The 22,133-nt window shown below is 67.0% G+C and carries 20 protein-coding genes; 13 read left to right on the top strand and 7 right to left on the bottom strand.

All coding sequences use genetic code 11. The annotated features are described in order from the left end of the window. Nucleotides 1–6 precede the first annotated feature (6 nt). Together ACYU8W_RS07960 and ACYU8W_RS07955 are read left to right on the top strand one after the other, a co-directional pair. Nucleotides 7–708 (top strand): thymidine kinase, encoded by a 702-nt coding sequence (locus ACYU8W_RS07960; protein WP_499468084.1) that lies wholly within the window; start codon nt 7–9, stop codon nt 706–708. Nucleotides 709–760: 52 nt separating this feature from the next. Beyond that, nucleotides 761–2,383: an MFS transporter gene (locus ACYU8W_RS07955; RefSeq protein WP_246092383.1), complete on the top strand. Its 1,623-nt coding sequence runs from the start codon at nt 761–763 to the stop codon at nt 2,381–2,383. Between the two features lie 23 nt (nt 2,384–2,406). Here the strand turns inward: ACYU8W_RS07955 and sepH are convergent, their stop codons facing one another. Further along, the gene (sepH, locus tag ACYU8W_RS07950) at nt 2,407–3,771 is read right to left on the bottom strand and encodes a septation protein SepH (protein WP_499468082.1); all 1,365 of its coding nucleotides are present in this window, start codon (nt 3,769–3,771) and stop codon (nt 2,407–2,409) included. Nucleotides 3,772–3,922: 151 nt separating this feature from the next. Here sepH and ACYU8W_RS07945 point away from each other — a divergent pair, with 151 nt between their 5' ends. The 6 genes from ACYU8W_RS07945 to ACYU8W_RS07920 all read left to right on the top strand — a co-directional run bounded on the left by ACYU8W_RS07945 (nt 3,923) and on the right by ACYU8W_RS07920 (nt 8,209). Then, the gene (locus tag ACYU8W_RS07945; protein ID WP_499468080.1) at nt 3,923–5,179 is read left to right on the top strand and encodes a ferrochelatase; all 1,257 of its coding nucleotides are present in this window, start codon (nt 3,923–3,925) and stop codon (nt 5,177–5,179) included. Next, a complete protein-coding gene (locus ACYU8W_RS07940) occupies nt 5,179–5,997 on the top strand; it encodes an inositol monophosphatase family protein (RefSeq protein WP_499468078.1) in 819 nt (272 codons plus the stop codon). Before ACYU8W_RS07945 ends, ACYU8W_RS07940 begins: the two co-directional genes overlap by 1 nt. 163 nt (nt 5,998–6,160) lie before the next feature. After that, nucleotides 6,161–6,454 (top strand): DUF4193 domain-containing protein, encoded by a 294-nt coding sequence (locus ACYU8W_RS07935; RefSeq protein ID WP_129623982.1) that lies wholly within the window; start codon nt 6,161–6,163, stop codon nt 6,452–6,454. A 26-nt stretch (nt 6,455–6,480) separates the two neighbouring features. Next, nucleotides 6,481–6,984 (top strand): dUTP diphosphatase, encoded by a 504-nt coding sequence (dut, locus tag ACYU8W_RS07930; RefSeq protein WP_499468560.1) that lies wholly within the window; start codon nt 6,481–6,483, stop codon nt 6,982–6,984. 5 nt (nt 6,985–6,989) lie between these two features. After that, nucleotides 6,990–7,835 carry a DUF3710 domain-containing protein gene (locus ACYU8W_RS07925; protein ID WP_499468076.1) on the top strand — a complete coding sequence of 282 codons (846 nt, stop codon included), beginning with the start codon at nt 6,990–6,992 and terminating at the stop codon, nt 7,833–7,835. After that, nucleotides 7,835–8,209 (top strand): OB-fold nucleic acid binding domain-containing protein, encoded by a 375-nt coding sequence (locus ACYU8W_RS07920; RefSeq protein ID WP_239701976.1) that lies wholly within the window; start codon nt 7,835–7,837, stop codon nt 8,207–8,209. The genes ACYU8W_RS07925 and ACYU8W_RS07920 overlap by 1 nt, the downstream gene beginning before the upstream one ends. A gap of 22 nt (nt 8,210–8,231) precedes the next feature. Here the strand turns inward: ACYU8W_RS07920 and ACYU8W_RS07915 are convergent, their stop codons facing one another. Continuing rightward, nucleotides 8,232–8,930 carry a potassium channel family protein gene (locus ACYU8W_RS07915; protein ID WP_129623980.1) on the bottom strand — a complete coding sequence of 233 codons (699 nt, stop codon included), beginning with the start codon at nt 8,928–8,930 and terminating at the stop codon, nt 8,232–8,234. 14 nt (nt 8,931–8,944) lie between these two features. Further along, on the bottom strand, nt 8,945–9,610 hold the full coding sequence (locus ACYU8W_RS07910; RefSeq protein ID WP_129623979.1) for a potassium channel family protein: 666 nt from the start codon (nt 9,608–9,610) through the stop codon (nt 8,945–8,947). Nucleotides 9,611–9,753: 143 nt separating this feature from the next. Between ACYU8W_RS07910 and ACYU8W_RS07905 the strand changes: the two genes are divergently transcribed. Both ACYU8W_RS07905 and acnA read left to right on the top strand, forming a co-directional pair. Beyond that, nucleotides 9,754–11,019, top strand: coding sequence for a class I SAM-dependent RNA methyltransferase (locus ACYU8W_RS07905; protein WP_499468073.1), 1,266 nt, complete (start codon nt 9,754–9,756; stop codon nt 11,017–11,019). 206 nt (nt 11,020–11,225) lie between these two features. Beyond that, nucleotides 11,226–13,883, top strand: a complete 2,658-nt coding sequence (gene acnA / locus ACYU8W_RS07900) for an aconitate hydratase AcnA (RefSeq protein WP_499468071.1) — start codon at nt 11,226–11,228, stop codon at nt 13,881–13,883. 72 nt (nt 13,884–13,955) lie between these two features. On the opposite strand, the gene ACYU8W_RS07895 is transcribed toward acnA, so the two are convergent. Continuing rightward, nucleotides 13,956–14,684, bottom strand: a complete 729-nt coding sequence (locus tag ACYU8W_RS07895) for a hypothetical protein (protein ID WP_141928142.1) — start codon at nt 14,682–14,684, stop codon at nt 13,956–13,958. A 74-nt stretch (nt 14,685–14,758) separates the two neighbouring features. Next, entirely contained in the window at nt 14,759–15,982 is a 1,224-nt protein-coding gene (locus tag ACYU8W_RS07890) for a globin domain-containing protein (RefSeq protein WP_499468069.1), read from the bottom strand. Between the two features lie 160 nt (nt 15,983–16,142). Here ACYU8W_RS07890 and ACYU8W_RS07885 point away from each other — a divergent pair, with 160 nt between their 5' ends. Continuing rightward, complete coding sequence (locus ACYU8W_RS07885) at nt 16,143–16,814, top strand: uridine kinase family protein (RefSeq protein WP_499468067.1); 672 nt, start codon at nt 16,143–16,145, stop codon at nt 16,812–16,814. On the opposite strand, the gene ACYU8W_RS07880 is transcribed toward ACYU8W_RS07885, so the two are convergent. Next, nucleotides 16,790–18,505, bottom strand: a complete 1,716-nt coding sequence (locus tag ACYU8W_RS07880; protein ID WP_499468065.1) for an HNH endonuclease — start codon at nt 18,503–18,505, stop codon at nt 16,790–16,792. The two genes, ACYU8W_RS07885 and ACYU8W_RS07880, sit on opposite strands and share 25 nt — an antisense overlap. 220 nt (nt 18,506–18,725) lie before the next feature. Then, complete coding sequence (locus ACYU8W_RS07875) at nt 18,726–19,115, bottom strand: VOC family protein (protein ID WP_499468063.1); 390 nt, start codon at nt 19,113–19,115, stop codon at nt 18,726–18,728. A 106-nt stretch (nt 19,116–19,221) separates the two neighbouring features. Between ACYU8W_RS07875 and dxs the strand changes: the two genes are divergently transcribed. Then, the gene (gene dxs / locus ACYU8W_RS07870; protein ID WP_499468061.1) at nt 19,222–21,090 is read left to right on the top strand and encodes a 1-deoxy-D-xylulose-5-phosphate synthase; all 1,869 of its coding nucleotides are present in this window, start codon (nt 19,222–19,224) and stop codon (nt 21,088–21,090) included. Nucleotides 21,091–21,093: 3 nt separating this feature from the next. Further along, nucleotides 21,094–22,068: a phosphotransferase gene (locus ACYU8W_RS07865; RefSeq protein ID WP_499468059.1), complete on the top strand. Its 975-nt coding sequence runs from the start codon at nt 21,094–21,096 to the stop codon at nt 22,066–22,068. Nucleotides 22,069–22,133 lie beyond the last annotated feature (65 nt).

Below are 22,133 nucleotides of genomic sequence, written 5' to 3'. Positions count from 1 at the left end.
TACCTCGTGGCTGAACTCGTCTTCTTCTCCGGCACCATGGACTGCGGCAAGTCCACACTCGCCCTGCAGATGGAGCACAACCACCGAGCGCGCGGGCGCGAAGGACTCATCTTCACCAAAAACGACCGCGCCGGCGCGGCCGTCATCTCCTCCCGTCTCGGCCTGTCGCGTGAGGCGGTCGAGGTGACCGACGAGCTGGACTTCTGGGAACTGGTCATCGCGCAGACCGCCCATGGCCGCGAGATCCATTACGTCATCTGCGACGAGGCCCAGTTCTACGAGCCGGAGCAGATCGAGCAGCTCGCGCGGGTCGTCGACGAATGCGACATCGACGTGTACGCGTTCGGCATCATGGCCGACTTCCGCACCCAGCTCTTCCCGGGTTCGAAGCGACTGATCGAACTCGCCGACAGGTTGCAGGTGCCGCAGGTCGAGGCGCTGTGCTGGTGCGGTCGCGGTGCCACTCACAACGCCCGCGTCGTCGACGGACACATGGTCATCGAGGGCGAACAGGTCGTCGTCGGCGACGTCGCCGGTGAAACCGCGCACGCGGTCGAGTACGAGGTGCTGTGTCGACGTCATTACATGCGCCGGATGACCTCGGCCGCCGCCCGCCTGCAGAGCGGTTCCGCGGACATTCTTCCCTTCGATCTCGGATTGTGCCCCCTGCCTTCGGCGCCGATGGGCGATACTTCATCCGGGCAGTGACACCGGCGGATGGAAGCATGATCGACATGGACGCCGGGCAGGGGACGAGGCGATGAGCGAGCGGGACGAACACCGGCCCACCGCCCCGTTGCCGCGCCCGCGCACGGAGCACTCGGACGACCGGCGGCGGGAGTCCCGTCGCTACGACGATCGTGGCTACGAATCCCAGTACGGACGTGACGACGACGATCGCCGTGACCGACGCCGGTTCGACGACAGGTACGCCGACCGCCGAGATGGACCGTCAGGTGGCACCGCGATGTCGTCCTCGCGCACCCGGGTAGTCGGTCGAGGAGTAGCACGCTCGGCCGGCGCTGTCGCCCGGATGACCGCCGGTGCCGGACGAAGCACCCTGAAGGCTGCCCGTCGGGCGAGCAACTCGCACGGCGCCGGTGAGTCCGGTCTCGGCCGCCTCATCGAGGTGCACGCGTTCAGTTCGGCCGGCGACGCCGCCGTCGCCATCGGTCTGGCCGGCACCGTCTTCTTCGCCGCACCCGGGGAGCAGGCCAAGACCCAGACGCTGCTGTTCCTGCTCCTCACGATGCTTCCGTTCGCGATCGTCGCGCCCCTGATCGGTCCCGTGCTCGACCGGCTGCGCCACGGTCGCCGGTGGGCGATCGGCGGCACGCTCGCGATCCGCGCCTTCTTCTGTTGGGTGCTCGCAGGAGCGGTTGCCGCTGAATCCACCCTCCTGTTCCCGGTCGCGATGTGCGTGCTGGTCTCGTCCAAGGCGTATCTGGTCAGCCGATCCGCGGCGACCCCACGCCTGCTGCCCGATTCGATGACGCTGGTGAAGGCCAACAGCCGGCTGTCGCTGGCCGGAGTCGTCGGCGCCGTCATGGCCGGTGCACTTGCCGGTGGTGCGGCGAAGTTCGGCGGGTCGGAGTGGGCACTGCGAGTTGCATTCGTCCTGTTCACGATCGGCACGATTTTGGCGATCCTGCTGCCGCCCCGGGTCGACTCGACCATCGGCGAGAAGCCCGCGCCGATGTTCCGGCGCAAGACGAAGTTCCCGATCTCCGGCGACGTCATCTCCGCGCTGCGGGCGAACGCCGGCCTCCGCTGGCTGTCCGGCTTCCTGACGCTGTTCATGGCCTTCCTGATGCGCGCCGAACCGTTCCCGGGCTGGGAGAACAAGCAGACCCAGTTGCTGGCCCTCGTGCTCGGCGCAGCGGGACTCGGCAATGCTCTCGGCACGGTGATGGGCAACCTGATGAAGGTTGCCTCACCGCGGATCATCGTCCTGGTGATGTTGATCGTCGACGCTGCCGTGGTGGTGTTCGCGGCGCTGAACTTCCGCCTGTGGACGGCCGTCCTGGTGGCGCTCGTCGCCGGTGTCGGACAGCAGTTGGGCAAGCTCGCGCTCGACTCATTGATCCAGGACCGCGTACCCGAACACATGCGCACCAGCGTCTTCGGGCGCTCGGAGACGCTGCTTCAGCTCTCGTGGGTCATCGGTGGCATCGTCGCCGTCGTCATCCCCACCGACGCGACGCTCGGCATGTACCTGTCCGCGGCTTTGCTGGTGGTGTGGGCGGGCCTGGTGCTGTGGTGGCACACCGGGCGCACGGTTCGTTCCGGTTCGACCGGCCCGTACGACCGGGTGCATGACAGCCCGACGATGGGCATCAGTCGCAAGCAGGCGATGAACCCGGCACCGCGCGAACGACGCTGAGGCGCAAGCGGGTTCGAGCGCGCCTACTCCTTCGGCCCGCGCTTACCGAACATGATGTCGTCCCAACTGGGCACCGACGGGCGACCCTTGCGGGCCTGACTCGGACGAGACGGCACGGCCTGCTCAGGTTCGTCGTCGCCCCGGCCGTCGGACGGCTCGGCCGGCGTATAGACGGCCTGCTTCGAGGCAACCTCGTCGACGTCTGAATCGGCGTCGGACACGTCGTCGCCGAAGCTCGGACCCGGTTCGATGTCCGGGTGATCCGAGGCGTCTTCGAAGGCATCATCCCCAGCCTCGTCGACGGCGACGTCCTCAGGATCCTGGGCGACCACCTCATGTCGCAACGGCTCGACCTCGCCGAGACCGAACAGGTCGACCGTGCCGGTGACGGGGTCGTGGCCCAGTTCGTCGACCGTGGGCTGATCCGGCTCCTCGGCGCCCCCGTCCGTGTCGTCGCCGGCTGCGGCGGACTGCTTGCCCGCCGGGTGATTGCCGGACGGGTGGCTCTCGCCCTTGCGGCGCGCGTTCGCCTTGCGACGGTTCTTCGACCGCTCGCGCATCACCGATACCAGGTCGACCGGACGGTCGTCCTTGTTCGCGACCGGCGTGGCCGCGTCGGCGTCGGTGTCAGCGGAGTCCGACGGCTCCGGTGAGCTGTCCGTCTCCTGCGCCTCGTCCGGCGCAGCGTGCGGGATCTTCGGTGCGGAGACACGTGCGGGACGGTGGGGCGCGGGCGACTGCTGATCGAGACCGCCTTCGGCAACGACGTCGTAGACGACCGATTTGGCGGGGTTCTTGCCGAACGGCATCGTCGCGGTCGGCTGGTCGTCCTCGCTCAGCCAGCGTGCTTCGTCGTCGGTCGGGTGCAGGCTCTGGGTCTGCGCGTCGTAGCGCCAGGTCGCGACGCGGGCACGTCCGCCGGCGGGGAAGCGGCACTCGATCGTCCACCCGCGGTCGCCGCGGTAGGCGTCCCAGTTCATGTCGGATGCGGCCACGCCACGGTGCGAAAGACGGCTGCTGACGCGTTCGCCGACCGTGGTGCCCTGCTCACGTCCGCCGACGCGGACGTGCAACGGCAGCTTCTGTGCGGTGAGCGCCACGTGGTCGCGCTCGGCGCGGATCGGCGGTTCGAATCGGCCGACCTTGTCGGTGGACCAACCGGTGCGCTCGGCGACCTCGTCGATCGTCAGACCGGAGCGCAACAACGCCTGGATGTCGCGGGGACGCACGTTCGGGTCGACGCCGTCGTCGTTCAGCCGGGAGCGCACGGCGCGGACGGCGCTGCGCAGGGCATCGTCGATCTCGACCTGGTGCTGTTCACCGTCCTCGTCGACGAGGAGCAGTCGCGTGCCTTCGTCATCGACACCGACGAATCGCAAGTCGCGCATGTGTATGTATGCCTTCCCGGGCTTCGACAAACCGTGGTTCACCTTGCCACGGTGAGTGTGATCGGACCGGACGGCACGCCGGGCGCGAGGCACACACGAGACATCGACGGGTGCCGCGCCCCGCCCCGGGGACGAGGGTGACAATGGACCCATGAGTTCTCCCACCGCCGACCCCCGTGACCCTGCGGACTCCGGCTCCGCACCCATGAACCCCGAGGCAGCGTCGGATGCCACCACGGATCCCACCACGGATCCCACCACGGACATCGGGCAGACCACCCCTGAGCCCCAGCCGTCGGGCGAGGGTGGGGACACCGCTCTGCCGCCGTACGACGCGATCGTCCTGCTGTCGTTCGGTGGTCCGGAGTCACCGGAGGAGGTCATGCCCTTCCTGCGCCGGGTGACCGGTGGACGTGGCATCCCCGACGAGCGACTGGAAAAAGTGGCCCACCACTACATGGAGTTCGGCGGTCGCAGCCCCATCAACGACCAGTGCCGGGCCCTGCAGTCGGCGTTGCACGACGAACTGCGCCGGCGGGGCATCAGCACCCCCGTGCTGTGGGGCAACCGCAACAGCGAACCGTTCCTGACCGATGTGCTGCGGGAGGCCTACGACGGCGGCATGCGCAATGTCGTCGCGCTCACCACGAGCGCCTACTCCTCCTACAGCTCGTGTCGGCAGTACCGCGAGAACATCGCTGCCTCGCTGGCCGAACTCGCCGAGGAAGGCAAGGAACTCCACGTCGACAAGGTGCGCCAGTACGCCACGCATCCCAGCTTCGCACGCACCAACATCCGGCTGATCACCGACGCCGTCCGTGCGGCCGACCAGCCTGACGACTCCAAACTGCGGGTCGTGTTCGTGACCCACTCCATCCCCGAGGCGATGGACGACACCTCCGGCCCGGGCGATGGGGAGGGAAACCTGTACGAGCACCAGCACGACGAACTGGCGCACGTCGCACTCGACGAGATCGGCGCGACGCTCGACCGCGACCTCGACGGCGCACTGGTCTACTGCTCGCGGTCCGGCCCGCCCAGCCAGCCCTGGCTCGAGCCCGACATCAACGATCACCTGCGTTCGCTCGCCGAGGACGGCGTCACGGACGTCGTCGTGGCACCGATCGGCTTCATCTCCGACCACATGGAGGTGAAGTTCGATCTCGACACCGAGGCCGCCGAAACCGCACAGGAAGTCGGGCTGCGCATGACGCGCGTCCCGACCGTCGGTATCGACCTGGAGTTCGTCAGCGGGCTGGTCGACCTCGTCGAGGAGCGCGCCGCTCAGGCCCGCGGTGAGCAGGTGACGATGCCGGCGTGGCCGGGTGAGGCGATGCCGCCGATCTGTCGCCCGGGCTGTTGCCCGAACCTGCGTACCGCGCTGCCGGCTGCCTGCGGCTCCGACTGATGGCATCGCACGACGCCGCAGCGCTGGAACAGGTTGCGCGCGACGTGGCGGTGCTCGCCGGCCGGTTGATCGTCGAGGAACGCCCCGCCGGGCTCGGTGTCGCGCAGACGAAGACCAGCCTGACCGACGTCGTCACCGAGATGGACCGGCGCAGCGAACGTCTGATCCGCGACGAGCTCGCACACCGTCGTCCGGACGACGGTGTGCTCGGCGAAGAAGGCACCAGCGACGCGGGCTCGAGTGGGATCACCTGGGTGGTCGACCCGATCGACGGGACGGTCAACTACCTGTACGAGATTCCGGCGTACGCGGTGTCGATCGCAGCCTGTACCGGCGACATCTCCCTGCCGGAGGAACTCGTCCCCGTCGCGGGCGCGGTCTACAACCCGGTGACCGACGAACTCTTCCACGGCCATCGTGGCGGGGGAGCGCACCTGAGCATCGGGTTGCGTCAGCAGCCGCTTTCGGTGAGCGGCACGAAGGATCTGGGGATGGCGCTGCTCGGTACGGGCTTCGGGTACGAAGCGGCCAAGCGGGAGCGACAGGGCGCTGTGCTGGCCGAGCTCATCGGTGACGTGCGCGATGTGCGCCGGATCGGGAGCGCGGCGCTCGATCTGTGCTCCATTGCGGCCGGACGCCTGGACGTGTACTTCGAGTCCGGCCTCAATCCGTGGGACCGTGCGGCCGGTCAGTTGCTGGTCCGGGAAGCGGGCGGAGTGGTCCGCGGGGCAGACCAGGAGCCCGACAAGCACATGGTGATCGCAGGCCCGGCGGGGTTGGTCGAGCAGGTGGCGCTCCGGGTGCTTGCTGACGGATGACCACCCACGAGGGTGAAACCGCGGACCCGGTGCGCACTCCTCGGCCGCGATGGTGCACAATTCCCGCGCGGCGGGCACAAAAAACGGGTCGGGAGCGTTACCGCGACTGAAGCCGGGGTACCGCCCGGCCGACGCACCGAACTGACGACGAAGAAGGACCTCGATGGCCACCGATTACGACGCTCCACGAAAGACCGACGACGACCTCTCCGAGGACAGCCTCGAGGAACTCAAGTCGCGTCGCAACGACACCAGCGGTCAGGTCGACGTCGACGAGACCGAGCAGGCAGAAGGCTTCGAGCTGCCGGGTGCGGACCTCTCCGGTGAGGAGATGGAGATCCGCGTCGTCCCGCGTCAGGCCGACGAGTTCACCTGCTCACGCTGCTTCCTGGTCAACCACCGCAGTCAGCACGCCGGCGAGCGTGACGGCCTGCCGATCTGCAAGGACTGCGCCTGAGCGCTGTGCCTGACCGACTGCCGCTGATGATCCAGCAGCTCGACCCGGAGCTGCCACTGCCCGCGTACGCCAAACCCGGCGACGCGGGCATGGATCTGTATGCGGCGCAAGGGGTTTCACTGCCACCCGGTGAGCGCTCGTTGGTGCGCACCGGTATCGCGCTCGCCATACCCGACGGCTTCGTCGGCCTGGTTCACCCGCGGTCGGGGCTGGCCGCGAAGCACGGCATCACCATCGTCAATGCTCCTGGCACCATCGACGCCGGCTACCGCGGCGAGGTGCTGGTGAACCTGATGAATCTGGACCCGCGCGACACCTTCCAGGTGCAGCGGGGTGACCGCATCGCCCAACTCGTGGTGCAGGCATGTGCCCGGGTCGAGTGGGAACCCGTGGATGCCCTTCCCGATAGCGTGAGAGGTGTGAGGGGACACGGAGCCAGTGGTGGCTTCGGTTCGTCCACGACACCGACAGATCGCCCTTCGGACCGACCGTCCGACAGCACGACTTCCGACAGCACGATCAAGGACTGAGAACCGTGGGTATTTTCCGTCGCAAGGACAAGGCGGCCGAGGTCGAGAAGCCAGCCGTGACCGAGGTCGACACCGAAGAGGTGCGTGACGTCGAGACGGACGCCGCAGTCGGCGAACCGGTGACCGGGACCTCTGACGACAGCGCCGACGACGCACGCACCGACCCGGCTGTTGCCGCCGACGAGAACGCCGACAAGCTTGCCCGCACCCCGCGCCTGAACTCGCGTGAGGTCGACCGCAGCAATGGCCCGTTCGACCGCACGGAGGTCGACGACCTCGAGGGCCGCGTCGACTTCGGTTCGATCGCCATCGTCCCGATCGCCGAGATGGAACTTCGCCTGGACGTCGACGAATCGGGACAGGAGATCACCGGCCTGACTGCGATCGTCGGCGAATCTGCGTGTCAGATGCAGGTTTTCGCTGCACCGAAGTCCAGCGGTGTGTGGGAAGGAATCCGTGGCGAGATCCACGACAACCTGCTGAGCACCGGCGGTACCGCGCAGGAGATGGTCGGCGCACTGGGGTACGAACTGCACGTCCGGATGCCGGCCACCGGCCCTGACGGTCGCACCACGCACTCCGCCGCGACCTTCGTCGGCGTCGACGGCCCACGCTGGTTCCTGCGCGCCGTCCTATCCGGCAAAGCCGCGATGGAGGACGAGGCCGCCGAGCAGATGCTGGAGTTCATCCGCGGCGTGGTCGTGACCCGTGGCGGTGAGCCGCGCGCTCCCCGCGAACTCCTGCCGCTTCGACTGCCGGAGAACACCGAGCCGGTGCGCGAGTACGACGAGGCGGGCGAGCAACTCCCGAACCCGTTCGACCGCGGTCCGGAGATCACCGAGATCCGTTGATGGATTCCCGCCTGCGTCGCTGGGCCCGAAAAATCTCGGGTTCGAGCGTTGAACACGACCGAGAAGCGTTGCAGCAGAACGCCCTTGCCTCGGGCAGCATTCGTGTCGCCGAGCTCGTCGACCGTTCATCGGCGACCTGCACGGGCACGATCACCGAGGTCTCTGCTCAGCAGTTGGGTGAGGACGGTTGGACCCTGCTCGCTGCCGTCGACGACGGTTCGGGCGTGCTGACGCTGAGCTGGCTCGGTCGGCGCAGCATCGCCGGAATCGAACCAGGCGTGATGCTGACCGCGCACGGTCGAGTGTCGTTCAAACGCAGCCTGCCGGTGATGTTCAACCCGCGCTACGAAATCATCCCCTGCAGCGACCGCTGACCACTGCCGCCCATCTCCAAGGTCAAAGGACGTCTGGGGTCACCAGACGGATCTCGGACGCGTCCTGACCGGTGAGCGCGGTGCCGAGCAACGGCTCGGACGCGGGGGTGGTGAGGAACAGCAATTCGTCGAACCCTTCGACGACGTCGTGCGGCTTCGGCGCGATCGGCGTCTCGTCGCGAATGATCGCGACCAGCACGGTGTCCTTCGGCAGCTCCAACTCGGCGATGGTGCTGCCCACGACGGGTCCGTCGGCGGGAACGGTGATCTCGACCATCGCAGCGCGACCCTGCTGGAACTGGAACAGCCGGACCAGGTCACCGACGGAGACAGCCTCCTCGACCAGGGCGGTCATCAGGCGCGGGGTCGACACCGCGACGTCGACACCCCAGCTCTCGTCGAACATCCACTCGTTCTTCGGGTTGCTGATGCGGGCGACCGTGCGCCCGACGCCGAACTCGGTCTTCGCGAGCAACGAGACGACGAGGTTGACCTTGTCGTCGCCGGTCGCGCAGACCACGACATCGCAGTCCTCGAGGCCGGCCTCGTGCAGTGTGCTGGTCTCGCACGCGTCGGCCAGCAACCAGGACGCTTCGGGCACGGACTGGCTCTTCGCCTCGTCCGCGTACTTGTCGATGAACAGCACCTGGTGCTTGTTGACGAGCAATTCACGACCGATCGAACGGCCGACCGAACCTGCTCCGACGATGACGACTCGCATCGAAATTCCCTCGCTCAGACTTCGGTCGGACGCTGACCCGCGAGCAACTGCTCGAGGGCGGCGAGACGGTCGGTGCGCACCAGCATCTGCAACAGGTCGCCGTCCTGCAGGACGGTGTTCTTGACCGGGAGCATCCCTTCACCCAGCCGCGTCAGGTAGGCGACGCGGGCGCCGGTGATCGCCTCCAGTTTGACCAGCGGAGTGCCGACCCAGCTGGGGTCGGTCGGGATCTCGGCCAGTGTCACCGCGCCGCTCGCGTCGGTGTGCACCGGGACGGCTCCGGCAGGCACCAGCCGGCGCATCACCTGGTCGGCGGTCCACTTCACGGTGGCCACCGTGGGGATGCCGAGCCGCTGATAGATCTCCGCGCGGCCCGGGTCGTAGATACGGGCGACCACGTGCTCGACGTCGAACGTCTCACGGGCCACCCGGGCGGACAGGATGTTGGAGTTGTCACCGCTGCTGACTGCCGCGAATGCGTACGCCCGGTCGATGCCGGCTGCACGCAGGGTGTCGCGGTCGAATCCGACGCCGGTGATGCGTCGTCCCTCGAACGCTGCGCCGAGGCGCCGGAAGGCGGCCTCGTTCTGGTCGATGACGGCGACTGAGTGTCCCTGTGCTTCCAGCGACATCGCCAAGGTGGAGCCCACACGGCCGCAGCCCATGATCACGTAGTGCACTCAGCAGACGCTACCGGAGCAGGTGGGTGCACTCCCAACCTCGGCGGTTCGCCCCGTGCCGTACCTGCTGCCTATGCTCCGAACATGTCCCTTCCATGCATCCCCGGCCCGTCCTGCCCGTGCACCGCCGCGTGGGTCGCGCGATGAGCCGTCCGTCGGGTTCGGGACGTGGGCGTCGACGTGGCGACCAGCGCCGTCCGCGGTCGCGTTCCAACCAAGGCCGATCGCTGGTCGGTCAGGAGTTCGAGGTCGAGATCGGTCCGGTCGCGCACGGCGGTCACTGCGTGGCTCGCCACGAGGGACGCGTGTTGTTCGTCAGGCACGCGTTGCCCGGCGAGCGCGTGATCGCGCGGGTGACCGACGGGGGAGACAAGTCGAGCTTTCTGCGGGCAGATGCCGTCGGGGTGCTCGAAGCATCGGACGAGCGAGTGGACGACGGGTGTCCGTTCGCCGGTCCGGGCAAGTGTGGCGGGTGCGACTGGCAGCACACGACCGCCGCCTATCAGCGCGATCTGAAGACCGCCGTGGTGCGCGAACAGTTGCAGCGGCTGGCCGGCATCGAATGGAACGGTCAGGTGCGGGCCGTGCCGGGTGACGACGACGGTGCCGGCTGGCGCACCCGGGTCGAGTTCACGATCAGCGGGGGAGGGCGTCTCGGCCTGCGTGGCCACCGCTCGCACGACATCATCAAGATCGACAACTGCCGGATCGCGCACCCGCTGATCGGTCAGGTCGGTCTCTACGAGGAGCGTTTCAAGCCCGGTCTGTCGGGTCTCGACGTTGCGGTGACCTCTGAGAACGAAGTGATTGCAGTCGAGTTGCCGCTGGAGTCGGGGGACGAGATTCCGGTGCTGGGCGAGGTGGTCGCGGCCAACGGACGCGAACACGAGTTCGAGGTGAGCGCGCGCGGCTTCTGGCAGATCCACCCGGGGGCCACCACGACCTTCGTCGAGCACGTGCTGTCGAAGTTGGCGCCGGTCGAGGGCGAGAAGGTGCTCGATCTGTACTGCGGTGTGGGCTTGTTCTCCGCGTTCTTCGCAGACGTCGTCGGCGCGCCGAACGTCCTCGGTGTCGAGGGCTCGGAGCCGGCCGTGGAGCAGGCGCACGCGAACGTCCCCGGCGCGAGTTTCATCGCCGGTGACGTGCGAGAGCAGTTGGACTTCCTGGAGGCCGAGGCCGATCTGGTCGTGCTCGACCCGCCACGCACGGGCGCGGGGCGTGAGGTCATCGAAGCCATCGCAGCCCGTGCGCCGCGGGCCGTCGCGTACGTCGCGTGCGATCCCGCAGCGTTGGCGCGCGACCTGGCGTACGCGTCCGAGGTCGGTTACGCGCCGACCTCGATCGAGGCGTTCGATGCCTTTCCCATGACCCATCACGTCGAGACGATCGCGATCCTCGAACCGCGGTGAGACCGGGTCGGGCGCTCACGAGGATCTTGCCCGGCAGGGGCGTGTCGCGCGGTCGAACGGTGTTGAATCGGAGCAGGCACACCACGCGCGTGAGTTAGGTGAACCTTCGTAATTCCGCGCCGATCCGGTGTGATTGGATTATCTTGACGTCAAGATAATCGGGCTGTTGCCCGTGACAGCCAGACCGATGCGATGAAGGAGTTGGCGTGAGCACCAACAGTTTTGGGGCCAAGGGCACCCTCGAGGTAGGGGATCAGTCCTACGAGATCTACCGGTTGAACACGGTCGAGGGCAGCAACAACCTCCCGTTCAGCCTCAAGGTGCTGCTGGAGAACCTGCTGCGCACCGAGGACGGCGCGAACATCACCAAGGAGCACATCAACGCGCTCGGTCAGTGGGACGAGAACGCCGAGCCCGACACCGAGATCCAGTTCACGCCGGCACGCGTGATCATGCAGGACTTCACCGGTGTTCCGTGTGTGGTCGACCTCGCCACCATGCGTGAGGCTGTCGCCGAGCTCGGTGGCGACGCGAAGAAGATCAACCCGCTCGCACCGGCCGAGATGGTCATCGACCACTCGGTGATCATCGACGTCGCCGGCCGCCCCGACGCGTTCGAGAAGAACGTCGAGATCGAGTACGGACGCAACCGCGAGCGCTACCAGTTCCTGCGCTGGGGTCAGACCGCGTTCGACGACTTCAAGGTCGTGCCCCCGGGCACCGGCATCGTCCACCAGGTCAACATCGAGCACCTGGCCCGCACCGTGATGGTGCGCGACGGCGTCGCCTACCCCGACTCCTGCGTCGGCACCGACAGCCACACCACGATGGTCAACGGCCTGGGCGTGCTGGGCTGGGGCGTCGGTGGCATCGAGGCCGAGGCCGCGATGCTCGGCCAGCCGGTCTCGATGCTCATCCCGCGCGTCGTCGGCTTCAAGCTGACCGGCTCGATCCCGGCCGGCGCCACCGCCACCGACGTCGTGCTCACGATCACCCAGATGCTGCGTCAGCACGGTGTGGTCGGCAAGTTCGTCGAGTTCTACGGCGACGGTGTCGGCGCGGTGCCGCTGGCCAACCGCGCCACCATCGGCAACATGAGCCCGGAGTTCGGCTCGACCTGCGCGATCTTCCCGATCGACGACGTGACCCTCGACTACCTGCGCCTCACCGGCCGCAGCGACGAGCAGGTCGCGCTCGTCGAGGCCTACACCAAGGAGCAGGGCCTCTGGCACGACCCGTCGCACGAGCCGCGCTTCTCGGAGTACCTCGAGCTCGACCTGTCGACCGTCGTTCCCTCGATCGCCGGCCCGAAGCGTCCGCAGGACCGCATCGTGGTCTCGGAGGCCAAGGAGCAGTTCAAGCTCGACGTCAAGAACTACGGCGTCGATGGTGATCTGCGCTCCGCGTCCGTCAACAAGGAGGGCGACACCTTTGAGCTGAAGGACGGCGCGGTCGTGATCGCGTCGATCACCTCGTGCACCAACACCTCGAACCCCTCGGTGATGATGGGCGCCGCCCTGCTGGCCAAGAAGGCCGTCGAGAAGGGTCTGACGGTGCCGCCGTGGGTCAAGACCTCGATGGCGCCGGGTTCGCAGGTCGTCACCGGCTACTACGAGAACGCCGGCATGTGGCCCTACCTTGAGAAGCTCGGCTTCCACCTGGTCGGTTACGGCTGCACCACCTGCATCGGTAACTCCGGTCCGCTGGCCGACGAGATCTCCGCAGCCATCAACGAGAACGACCTCTCGGTCGTCTCGGTGCTGTCGGGTAACCGCAACTTCGAGGGCCGCATCAACCCCGACGTGAAGATGAACTACCTGGCTTCACCGCCGCTGGTCATCGCCTACGCGCTCGCCGGCACGATGGACTTCGACTTCGATGTCGACGCGCTCGGCAAGGACGCCGAGGGCAACGACGTCTTCCTCAAGGACATCTGGCCCGACCCGGCCGAGGTCGAGTCGACGATCGCGCAGGCGATCAACAAGGAGTTGTTCGTCAAGGACTACGCCGACGTGTTCGCCGGCGACGAGCGCTGGAAGTCGTTGCAGACCCCCGAAGGCGACACCTTCGAGTGGGACGGCGAGTCGACCTACGTCCGCAAGCCCCCGTACTTCGAGGGCATGAAGCTGGAGACCACTCCCGTCGAGGACATCTCCGGTGCTCGCGTGCTGGCCAAGTTGGGCGACTCGGTCACCACCGACCACATCAGCCCGGCCGGCGCGATCAAGGCCGACAGCCCGGCCGGTCGTTACCTGAACGAACACGGTGTGGAACGCAAGGACTTCAACTCCTACGGCTCGCGTCGCGGTAACCACGAGGTGATGGTGCGCGGTACGTTCGCGAACATCCGCCTGAAGAACCAGTTGCTGGACGGTGTCGAGGGTGGCTTCACCCGCGACTTCACCGCCGGTGGCGAGCAGGCCGCGATCTACGACGCCGCCGAGAACTACGCCAAGGAGGGCACCCCGCTGGTGATTCTCGGTGGCAAGGAGTACGGCTCGGGCTCCTCGCGTGACTGGGCCGCCAAGGGCACCCGTCTGCTGGGCGTCAAGGCCGTGATCACCGAGTCGTTCGAGCGTATCCACCGCTCCAACCTCATCGGCATGGGCGTGCTGCCGTTGCAGTTCCCGAAGGGTGAGTCGACCGACTCGCTCGGCCTGGACGGCACGGAGACCTTCGACATCTCGGGCATCACCGAGCTCAACGAGGGCAAGACCCCCAAGACGGTCCACGTCACCGCCACCAAGGAAGGCGGCGACACGGTCGAGTTCGACGCGGTCGTCCGCATCGACACCCCGGGTGAGGCGGAGTACTTCCGCAACGACGGCATCCTGCAGTACGTCCTTCGCAGCCTGGTGAAGTGATTCGCCTGTAACGCAAGGCAATACGAAGCCCCGGTTCGATTCGGACCGGGGCTTCGTCGTGCAGGTCGAGGATCAGGCGTGCAGTTTCGCCGCGAGCCAGTCGGGCGTGTGGGCGGCGTCGCGCGGGAACACCCTCGCGTCCTCGACGTACGCCAGGTCGGACGGTGGGACGTGGAATGCGGGCTCGGAGTCGTAGTCGAAGCGTGCGTCGGCGGTGCCTTCGCGCCGCACGAGCACTTCCATCGTGAACCAGGTGCCGGCTCCTGGCTTGTACATGAGCGTCCGTAGCCTTTCGGCGGCCAACTTGGCATCGCGGGCCGCCAACGTCCGCCGCTCATCACCGCCGTCGCTGATGAACACCGCGCACGAACTCACCGCAGCGGTCATGTGCGCCACGAAGCGAGCGGTGCGCCAGTCACCTGTCGCATTGGATCCGACGGACTGCGCGATCTCGCGGATGACGGCCGCTTGCTCCAGCGCCGCCGGTTGCGGTTCTGCGACGTGCTGAGTGGGTGGCGCCGAATGCTTTTGGCCGTGCTCCGCCGCCCGTTTCGCTCGGTATTGCCGCGCGCTCTTGCCGGCGCGTAGCCGGTGGACGAGGCTGTCGAGCGCATCGGACTCCTGCTCGAAGCGGGCCACGCCCGAGACCGTCGCCCGTTCGTTCGTTGCGTACGTGTACCAGCCGTCGGCGTCCGCGCCGATGCCCACGATCTCCGTCCGGTTGGTCGGGTCAGCGAACCAGACACAGTCGTGCAGACCCTCGGCCGCAATGATGGCCTGCGCTTCGTCGCGAGTCGTCATGTCGGCATTGTCACCGAACGCGCGCAGCACGTGGGCCCACGGGCCCGACGTGCTGCGCGTCGTGGAACGTTCGGTCAAGCGTGGGCGAGTTCGTCCTCGGACGCCTGGCTTGCCTTCGATCCACCGAGCCACAGGTCGGGGCCGAAGATCTCATACGAGATGTCCCCTCCGTCGACGCCGCGGCCGATGAGTTCCGAACGCACGTACTGCATGAACGGCACCGAACCGCACAGGTAGTACAGGGCGTCCTGCGGCAGGTCGAGGGACGCGACGTCGACGAGCCCGCCCTGAGTGCCGTCCTCGTTGAGTTCGTAGACGACAACGCCGGTGGCGTTGGGCAGGGCCGCGATGTCGGCGGCGACCTGCTCGCGCAGCGGGTGGTGGGTGACGTCCGCGTCGGCGTGTACGTGGATCAGGCGGCGATCGGAGTTCTGCGCGCGTGCGTCGGACAGGATCGCGGCCATCGGCGTGATGCCGATTCCGGCGCTGAACATCACCAGCGGACGGTCGCTCTCGGCAACCCGGATGTCACCGACGGGCACCCCGGCCTGGACCACATCGCCGACCTTCCGCTCGAACAGGAAGGTGGAGACGGCGCCGTCCGGGTGGCCATCGGTGCCGAAGACGCGGCGGACGGTGATGTCGATGGTGTCGCCGCCGGGTGCACTGCTGATCGTGTACTGGCGCGGCTGGCGGTAGTCCTCGCGCAACTGCACGACCACCGACACGTACTGACCGGGGATGTATGCCGGCGGCTTCGAGCCGTCCACCGCGGCGAGGCGGAAGGTGCGGACGTCGGTGCCGACCTCGTCGATCGCGACGATCTTGTGGTCGCTGAGCACGGTGTCGGGAGTGCGTTCGATCTGCTGGTAGATCTTGGCTTCGGCGCTGATCAGGTCGACTGCGAACAGCCAATAGACCTCACCCCACGCACGGGCGACCTCGGGAGTGACGGCGTCACCGAGGACGTCGCCGATGGCCTCGAGCAGGTTGCGGCCGACGATCGTGTAGTCGGCCGGCGCGATCGCGAGGGCGACGTGCTTGTGTGCGATGCGTTCGATGATCGCGTCGAAGTTGAAGTCGGTGTCGCCGAGCAGGTGGTGGGCGTACGCGACGATGCTGGACGCGAGCGCGATCGGCTGCTCACCGATGGCCTGGTTGGCCTGGTTGAACACGTTCAGCAACTCGGGGTTGTTGGAGAACATCTTCGGGTAGAAGGCCTTGGTGATCTCGGTGATTTGCTCGATCACGACCGGTGCGGTGGCCTTGACGATCTCTGCGTTGTCCGGGTGAAGCAACGTCCGACTCCTTCGGTGAGGCAAGAACGGGTCCGTCCGGGCCCACCTCGACGCTAATCAGGGCGCGTTCGTCGCTCCTGGGACGAAGGTCCCGAAGCGGGGGTGACCTGTATCACAACATGATCTGGCGTGTTGTCACGGAGGCTGTCACGATTGTCGTGTGCCCAGACTGCATCCGGAAGAGCCGGCCGTCCCTGCGTGGGAATGCCTGTCCGACAACGGTTTTCGTGAACAGGTGTGGCGCTTGTCGGGTTCAGGGGAGCGACGGTTGATCCTCATCGACGGTCGGAGCGCAGGCGGCAAGACCACGCTCGCCGAGTCGCTGGCCGTCCTGTTGAGTGGGACGGTCGTGCACACTGACGATGTGGCCTGGCACCTGCACCCGACCGAGTGGGACGACGAACTCGTGCGCGGTGTGATCGCGCCCTGGCGCGCGGGCAAGTGTGTGCGCTTCCGCCCGCCGGGTTGGATCGCGAAAGGTCGCCCGGGGGCGGTGGAGGTGCCTGCATCGGCCGGGGTGTTGATCGTGGAAGGCGTGGGCGCCGGTCGGGAGTCGCTGACCGAGCAGGCCGACCTCCTGATCTGGGTTCAGTCCGATCGGGACGAGGCGCGCCGGCGGGGGATCGCACGCGACATCGAACTTGGCCGGGAACCCGCTGAGGCGGAACAGTTCTGGGACGAGTGGACGCTGTCGGAGGAGCCGTTCCTTGCCGCGGAGCGTCCCTGGACGCGTGCGCACCTCATCGTGAACGGCACTGCAACGGGTGACGGCCACCAGATCGCGACCGGTCCGTTACGGGCTCTGACTCAGGGTCCTTCGGTGTCCCAGTAGGTCTGCAGGAGTCCGGGTTCGGTGGTGTAGGTGCGGCCGGTGGGTGAGGTCCAGGTGCACACGCCTGCGGTGTTCATTTCGACTTTCCAGCCGCTCTGTTTCATCTTGTGGTGGTGTCGGCATAGGCATTGCAGGTTGGTGTCGGTGGTGGGTCCGCCGCGTTGGTAGGCGGTGACGTGGTCGGTGTCGGTGAACACTGCGTGCCGTGCGCAGCCGGGGGCTCGGCAGTGTTGGTCGCGGGCTTGGATTCGTCGGCGCATCGTGTCCGGTGGCCGGTATGCCTGTGAGGTGTCCTGGTGGATGAGTTCGCCGGTGTGCGGGTCGAATTCGACACCGGTGGTGGTGATCGTGGTGGCGTTCTGGATGAGTGCTTCGATTCCGTAGCCGGACAGTGCTCCGGCGCGGTGATGGATCCCTAACGCAGTGCTGTTCGTGCCGCTGCTCTTGGCGGTGAACAGGCCGAGTGCATCTGTCTTCGTCGTTGGACGGCGCGTCGAAGCACCACCGGTATCGCTGCCGCTGGCAGGCCGAGGGTCGGTCCCACCACCGCCTGGGCTGCCACCGCCGGGATTGTCGCCGCCTTCGTCGGGACCGGCACCGTCGTCGCGGGCCGGCTTGTCGGTGCAACCGGTGCATGTGGTGGGGGTGAGGATCTGGATGTCGAGGGTGTAGTTCAGGTTGCGGGTGACGATCTCGTACAACGCGTCGGCCCGGTACTCACCCAGGAGTTTGTCGGCAGCGTCTTCACTGGTGTCGGACCGTTTGAGATCGAAGGCGCGTTTCTCGACCAGGTCACAGATCTCCGCGACCTGCGCATCGGGCAGGACCGCGGTGAAGGACGCCAACCCGGGGGTGGGGTGGGGGTCGAACCACACCCCGGTCTGCTGCGCTTTCGTGCGCTTGTGCGTCTTCCGTGCGGCTGCTGCCTCGAACCTGGTGACGAGGGTGCGGGTCGAGCGGCGCGCGGACGCCGCATCCCGGCAGTGGATCTTGCGTTGAAGGATCGTGTCTTCGATGAGTTCGCAGGTGTCGGGGCGGGCGTCCTGCAGTTCGGTCGCGACCGCGGTCACGGTGTCCAGGTTCGCCACACCCGAAGCCGCGTCACCCAACAGGGCGGGTGTTTTGGTGGCTGTCCACACCGATGTGCGCACCAGTTGCGACGCGGCGATCGAGGACAGGCGGAGTTCGGCGGCGACACCGTCAGCGGCGAATTCACCCACATGCCCCGGCTCATGCCGGGCGAACCGTGTGCAGGAGACGTCGGTGGCGTCCCAGCGGGCGTACTGACTGATCGACACCGCCCGCACGGCGCCGGCGGTGTTCATCACCGCGTGCGCCACCCGGATGGATTCCTCGAACTGCCGGGTCTGTGTCACCCAGTGATCCTCGGCATCACCCTGGTCACCGCCCACCTGTTGGTCGATCCCGTTGAGGTCGGTTTCGGTGAAGAACCGGTCCCCACCGGGCTGGACGGTGAACGGGTCCTCTCCGTTGAGGCGTTCGAACGCGTTGTGTGTCAGCAATTGTGCGATGAGCAACTGGATGGTGGCGGGGTTCGCACCCGGCACCAGTTCGGGGTGCGATGCCAGTTCGATGGCTGCGTCGACGCCGTCTTCGAGCATCACGGCTTCGAGCAGATCGCGTGGGGTGATCGCGTCCTGTCCGAGGGGTTTCGCCGTGGTGTTCGACATGCCTTCATCGTACACCTGTTCGAACTTCAGTTGAAGGGTTCGAACGGATCAATTGTGTTTGTGGACAACCGGATTGGTTACTCACCGGTTGTGGAGAACGCGTGGGTCGGGTGGCCGTTGATGGTTGCCTTGGTTTCGGCGCGTACACCCTCGTGCCTCGGGCGTCCGGCTCAACCAGCGGTGACGGGCGTTCGGCTGGACGAGCGGACGCGGGTGGCGATCAGGTGTACAGGCAGAAGGGGTGACCGGCGGGGTCGAGGAGCACTCGCACGTCGTCCTGCGGCTGGTGGTCGGGCAACGTCGCGCCGAGCGAGATTGCGCGCTCGGTCTCGGCGGCCAGATCCTCGACCTCGAAGTCGAGGTGCAACTGCATCTGCTGACTGCCGGGGGAGCACGGCCAGATCGGCCGCACGTAGTCGGGATTGCGTTGAACGGCCAGGTAAGCCACGCCCTCACCGCAATCAAGGGCCGCGTCGTCCTCGTCCATCTTGTAGATAGCCCAGTCGCGTAACTCGCTGTAGAACCTGGTCAGTTCGGCGACATCAGGAGCATCGAGCACGACACCCCACCAGTCCTTGCGCTTCCACCGATCCTTGCCTGCTGTACCCATGCCGCCACCGTAGGGGCTGATCCGGAACGACAGCCCGTCCGACGTTCGTTGGAGCCCTGGATCGCCTAGACTCGACTGACCCCCTGTGGAAGGAACGTGCACACCCGTGGGACTGCTTTCCGGCATTCACGCACCGGGCGACGTCAAGAACGTCCCGGTCGAGCAAATCGACGAACTCGCGCGGGAGATCCGCGATTTCCTGGTCGACTCGGTCTCCCGCACCGGCGGACACCTCGGCCCGAACCTCGGGGTCGTCGAGTTGTCGATCGCGCTGCACCGCGTGTTCGATTCACCGAGCGATTCGATCGTCTTCGACACCGGTCACCAGTCGTACGTCCACAAACTGCTCACCGGGCGGCACGACTTCTCCGACCTCAAGAAGCAGGGAGGTATCTCCGGCTACCCCTGTCGCGCGGAGTCCGAGCACGACATCGTCGAGAATTCTCACGCCAGCACGTCCCTGTCCTGGGCGCACGGCATCGCCAGGGCTCGCAAGCTCAAGGGCGAGGATCGCCACACCGTCGCGATCATCGGCGACGGTGCACTCACCGGCGGCATGGCCTGGGAAGCGCTCAACAACATCGCGGTCGACCGCGAACTCCCGCTCGTCATCGTGATCAATGACAACGAGCGGTCCTACGCCCCGACCATCGGCGGTCTTGCCGAACATCTCGCCACGCTGCGCACCACCCGCCAGTACGAGCAGGTTCTCGACTGGGGCAAGGCGCGGCTACAGCAGACCCCTGTCGTCGGCAACGCGATGTACCAGTCGTTGCACGGCATGAAGAAGGGCATCAAGGATGTCCTCTCGCCGCAGCGTGGCATGTTCGAAGACCTCGGTCTGAAGTACGTGGGACCGGTCGACGGCCACGACGAGCAAGCTGTCGAACATGCGCTGGAGAAGGCAAAGACCTACGGCGGCCCATGCTTGGTGCACGTGATCACCCAGAAGGGCCGCGGCTACGCGCCGGCGGCCGAACACGAGGGCGATCAATGGCACGGCATCGGCAAGTTCAATCCAGAGACCGGGCTACCGTTCGAGGTGTCCGGGCGCATCTGGACCGATGAGTTCAGCGACGAGATGGTGCGCCTGGGAGCCCAACGCGACGACATCGTCGCCATCACCGCGGCGATGCTCATCCCGGTCGGCCTCGACCAGTTCGCCGCCAAGTACCCCGAGCGGGTCTTCGACGTCGGCATCGCCGAGCAGCACGCCGCCACGATGGCCGCCGGTCTCTCGTTCGGCGGCATGCACCCGGTCGTGGCGATCTACGCCACCTTCCTCAACCGGGCCTTCGACCAGTTGCTCATGGACTGCGCGCTGCACAAGCAGGGCGTGACCTTCGTGCTCGACCGCGCCGGCATCACCGGCTCGGACGGCCCGTCGCACAACGGCATGTGGGACATGGCGATCTGCTCGATCGTGCCCGGGCTGCGCCTGGCCGCACCGCGCGACGGGGAGCAGGTCAAGGCGCAGCTGCGCGAGGCGGTCGAGGTCGACGATGCCCCGACGGTCATCCGCTTCCCGAAGGGCGACGTCGCCGAACCGCTCACTGCTGTTCGGCAGATCAATGGTCTCGACGTGCTGCACGACGCGTCCGCGCCACAAGTACTGGTGGTGGCGGTCGGTTCGATGTGCGCGGCCGCGATCAGCGTCGCGGAAAAGCTTGAAGCACAAGGGCATTCGACTCTGGTGATCGACCCGCGATGGGTCATCCCCGTGAACGAAGCGATCGTCGAGCAAGCGCGGTCGGTCGGGCGCGTGGTCGTGATCGAGGACAACCTGGTTACTCACGGTGTCGGCGTCGCCGTCTCGCATGCGCTGCGATCCGCGGGTGTCGACGTACCGGTTCACACCTACGGCATTCCGCATCGGTTCCTCGATCACGCGTCGCGCGGTCAGGTGCTGGAGTCGATCGGCCTGACGCCTGACGTCATCACGACCGACGTCCTGGCCCGTATCGCGTCCCACTGATCGTTGGGCGAGTACTTCACGACTGATCTGTGGTCCTCGCGCGACTGGTTGCGCGATGCGACGGCCTGGATCGACGACAACCTCGAACGCCGCGGTGTCACGCGCATACCCACGTCACCGCGGCAACCGCGCCTGCGCCCATGGTCGACCCTTCTTGTGGTCGATACCGATCACGGACGCGTGTGGTTCAAGGCATGCGCACCGCAGCAACGAGCCGAGGTGCCGGTGCTCGACGCACTCACCGACGTCGCGCCTGACCTCGTCCCTACGTTGTGGTCCGCCGATGCCGAGCGGGGTTGGTTGCTCGTGCCGGATCAGGGGCCGACCCTGCGCGACGTTGCCGACGCGCAGAACATCACGGGGCACCTCTCGGCGGTGCTTCGCCGATATGCCCGGGCGCAACGAGCGTCCGTCAAGGCGGTCGATGCGATGGCTGCGGCCGGGGTGCCCACGCTCCGTCCCGGTGATCTGGTGCAGGAGTGGACGAGTGAGGGCCTGGCCGCAGAGGCCACACCCGCGTTACGTGATGCCGCGGCGCGCCTCGACGCGGTCGGCCTGCCGACCACCGTCCAGCACGACGACCTGCATGCCGGCAATGTCTTTGTCGCCGATGCGGCCAGTGCCAGCATGCATGACTCGCGCATTTTCGACTGGGGTGACACCTATCTCGGAAATCCGTTGTGCTCGTTGCTGATTCCGCTGCGTGGCCCGTCGTACCACTTCGATCTGCCCGCTGACCCAGAGCGCGACGCTCGCATCGTGCGGGCCTACCTGGCGTGCTGGTCGGACCTCGCGTCGTCGGCCGAATTGTCGAAGGTACTTCCCGACGCGCTGCTGTTGGCCCGGGTCGGTCGCATCATCGGGTGGCGCCGAGCGCTGGCGAATGCGACAGATGCCCAGAAGCGGCAGTGGTCGGACCACCCGATGCAATGGGTGAAGGAAGTCGTCGCAGCCGTACGGTCTGCACGCCGGCGATGAGGCGAGCCGCATCCGTGCTGGGTAGTGGTCGTCCAGTGGCCACGAGTCCCTCGATCGCGTGGTTC

The sequence above is a fragment of the Yimella radicis genome (genome assembly GCF_054778255.1).
This window is presented reverse-complemented; position numbering and strand designations above follow the sequence as displayed.

Excerpts from the sequence above, each read along its gene's own strand:
- ACYU8W_RS07955 (WP_246092383.1), top strand. The coding sequence starts at position 761 with ATGAGCGAGCGGGACGAACACCGGCCCACCGCCCCGTTGCCGCGCCCG.
- sepH (WP_499468082.1), bottom strand. The coding sequence starts at position 3,771 with ATGCGCGACTTGCGATTCGTCGGTGTCGATGACGAAGGCACGCGACTG.
- ACYU8W_RS07945 (WP_499468080.1), top strand. The coding sequence starts at position 3,923 with ATGAGTTCTCCCACCGCCGACCCCCGTGACCCTGCGGACTCCGGCTCC.
- ACYU8W_RS07940 (WP_499468078.1), top strand. The coding sequence starts at position 5,179 with ATGGCATCGCACGACGCCGCAGCGCTGGAACAGGTTGCGCGCGACGTG.
- ACYU8W_RS07935 (WP_129623982.1), top strand. The coding sequence starts at position 6,161 with ATGGCCACCGATTACGACGCTCCACGAAAGACCGACGACGACCTCTCC.
- dut (WP_499468560.1), top strand. The coding sequence starts at position 6,481 with ATGATCCAGCAGCTCGACCCGGAGCTGCCACTGCCCGCGTACGCCAAA.
- ACYU8W_RS07920 (WP_239701976.1), top strand. The coding sequence starts at position 7,835 with ATGGATTCCCGCCTGCGTCGCTGGGCCCGAAAAATCTCGGGTTCGAGC.
- ACYU8W_RS07915 (WP_129623980.1), bottom strand. The coding sequence starts at position 8,930 with ATGCGAGTCGTCATCGTCGGAGCAGGTTCGGTCGGCCGTTCGATCGGT.
- ACYU8W_RS07905 (WP_499468073.1), top strand. The coding sequence starts at position 9,754 with ATGAGCCGTCCGTCGGGTTCGGGACGTGGGCGTCGACGTGGCGACCAG.
- ACYU8W_RS07895 (WP_141928142.1), bottom strand. The coding sequence starts at position 14,684 with ATGACGACTCGCGACGAAGCGCAGGCCATCATTGCGGCCGAGGGTCTG.
- ACYU8W_RS07880 (WP_499468065.1), bottom strand. The coding sequence starts at position 18,505 with ATGTCGAACACCACGGCGAAACCCCTCGGACAGGACGCGATCACCCCA.
- ACYU8W_RS07875 (WP_499468063.1), bottom strand. The coding sequence starts at position 19,115 with ATGGGTACAGCAGGCAAGGATCGGTGGAAGCGCAAGGACTGGTGGGGT.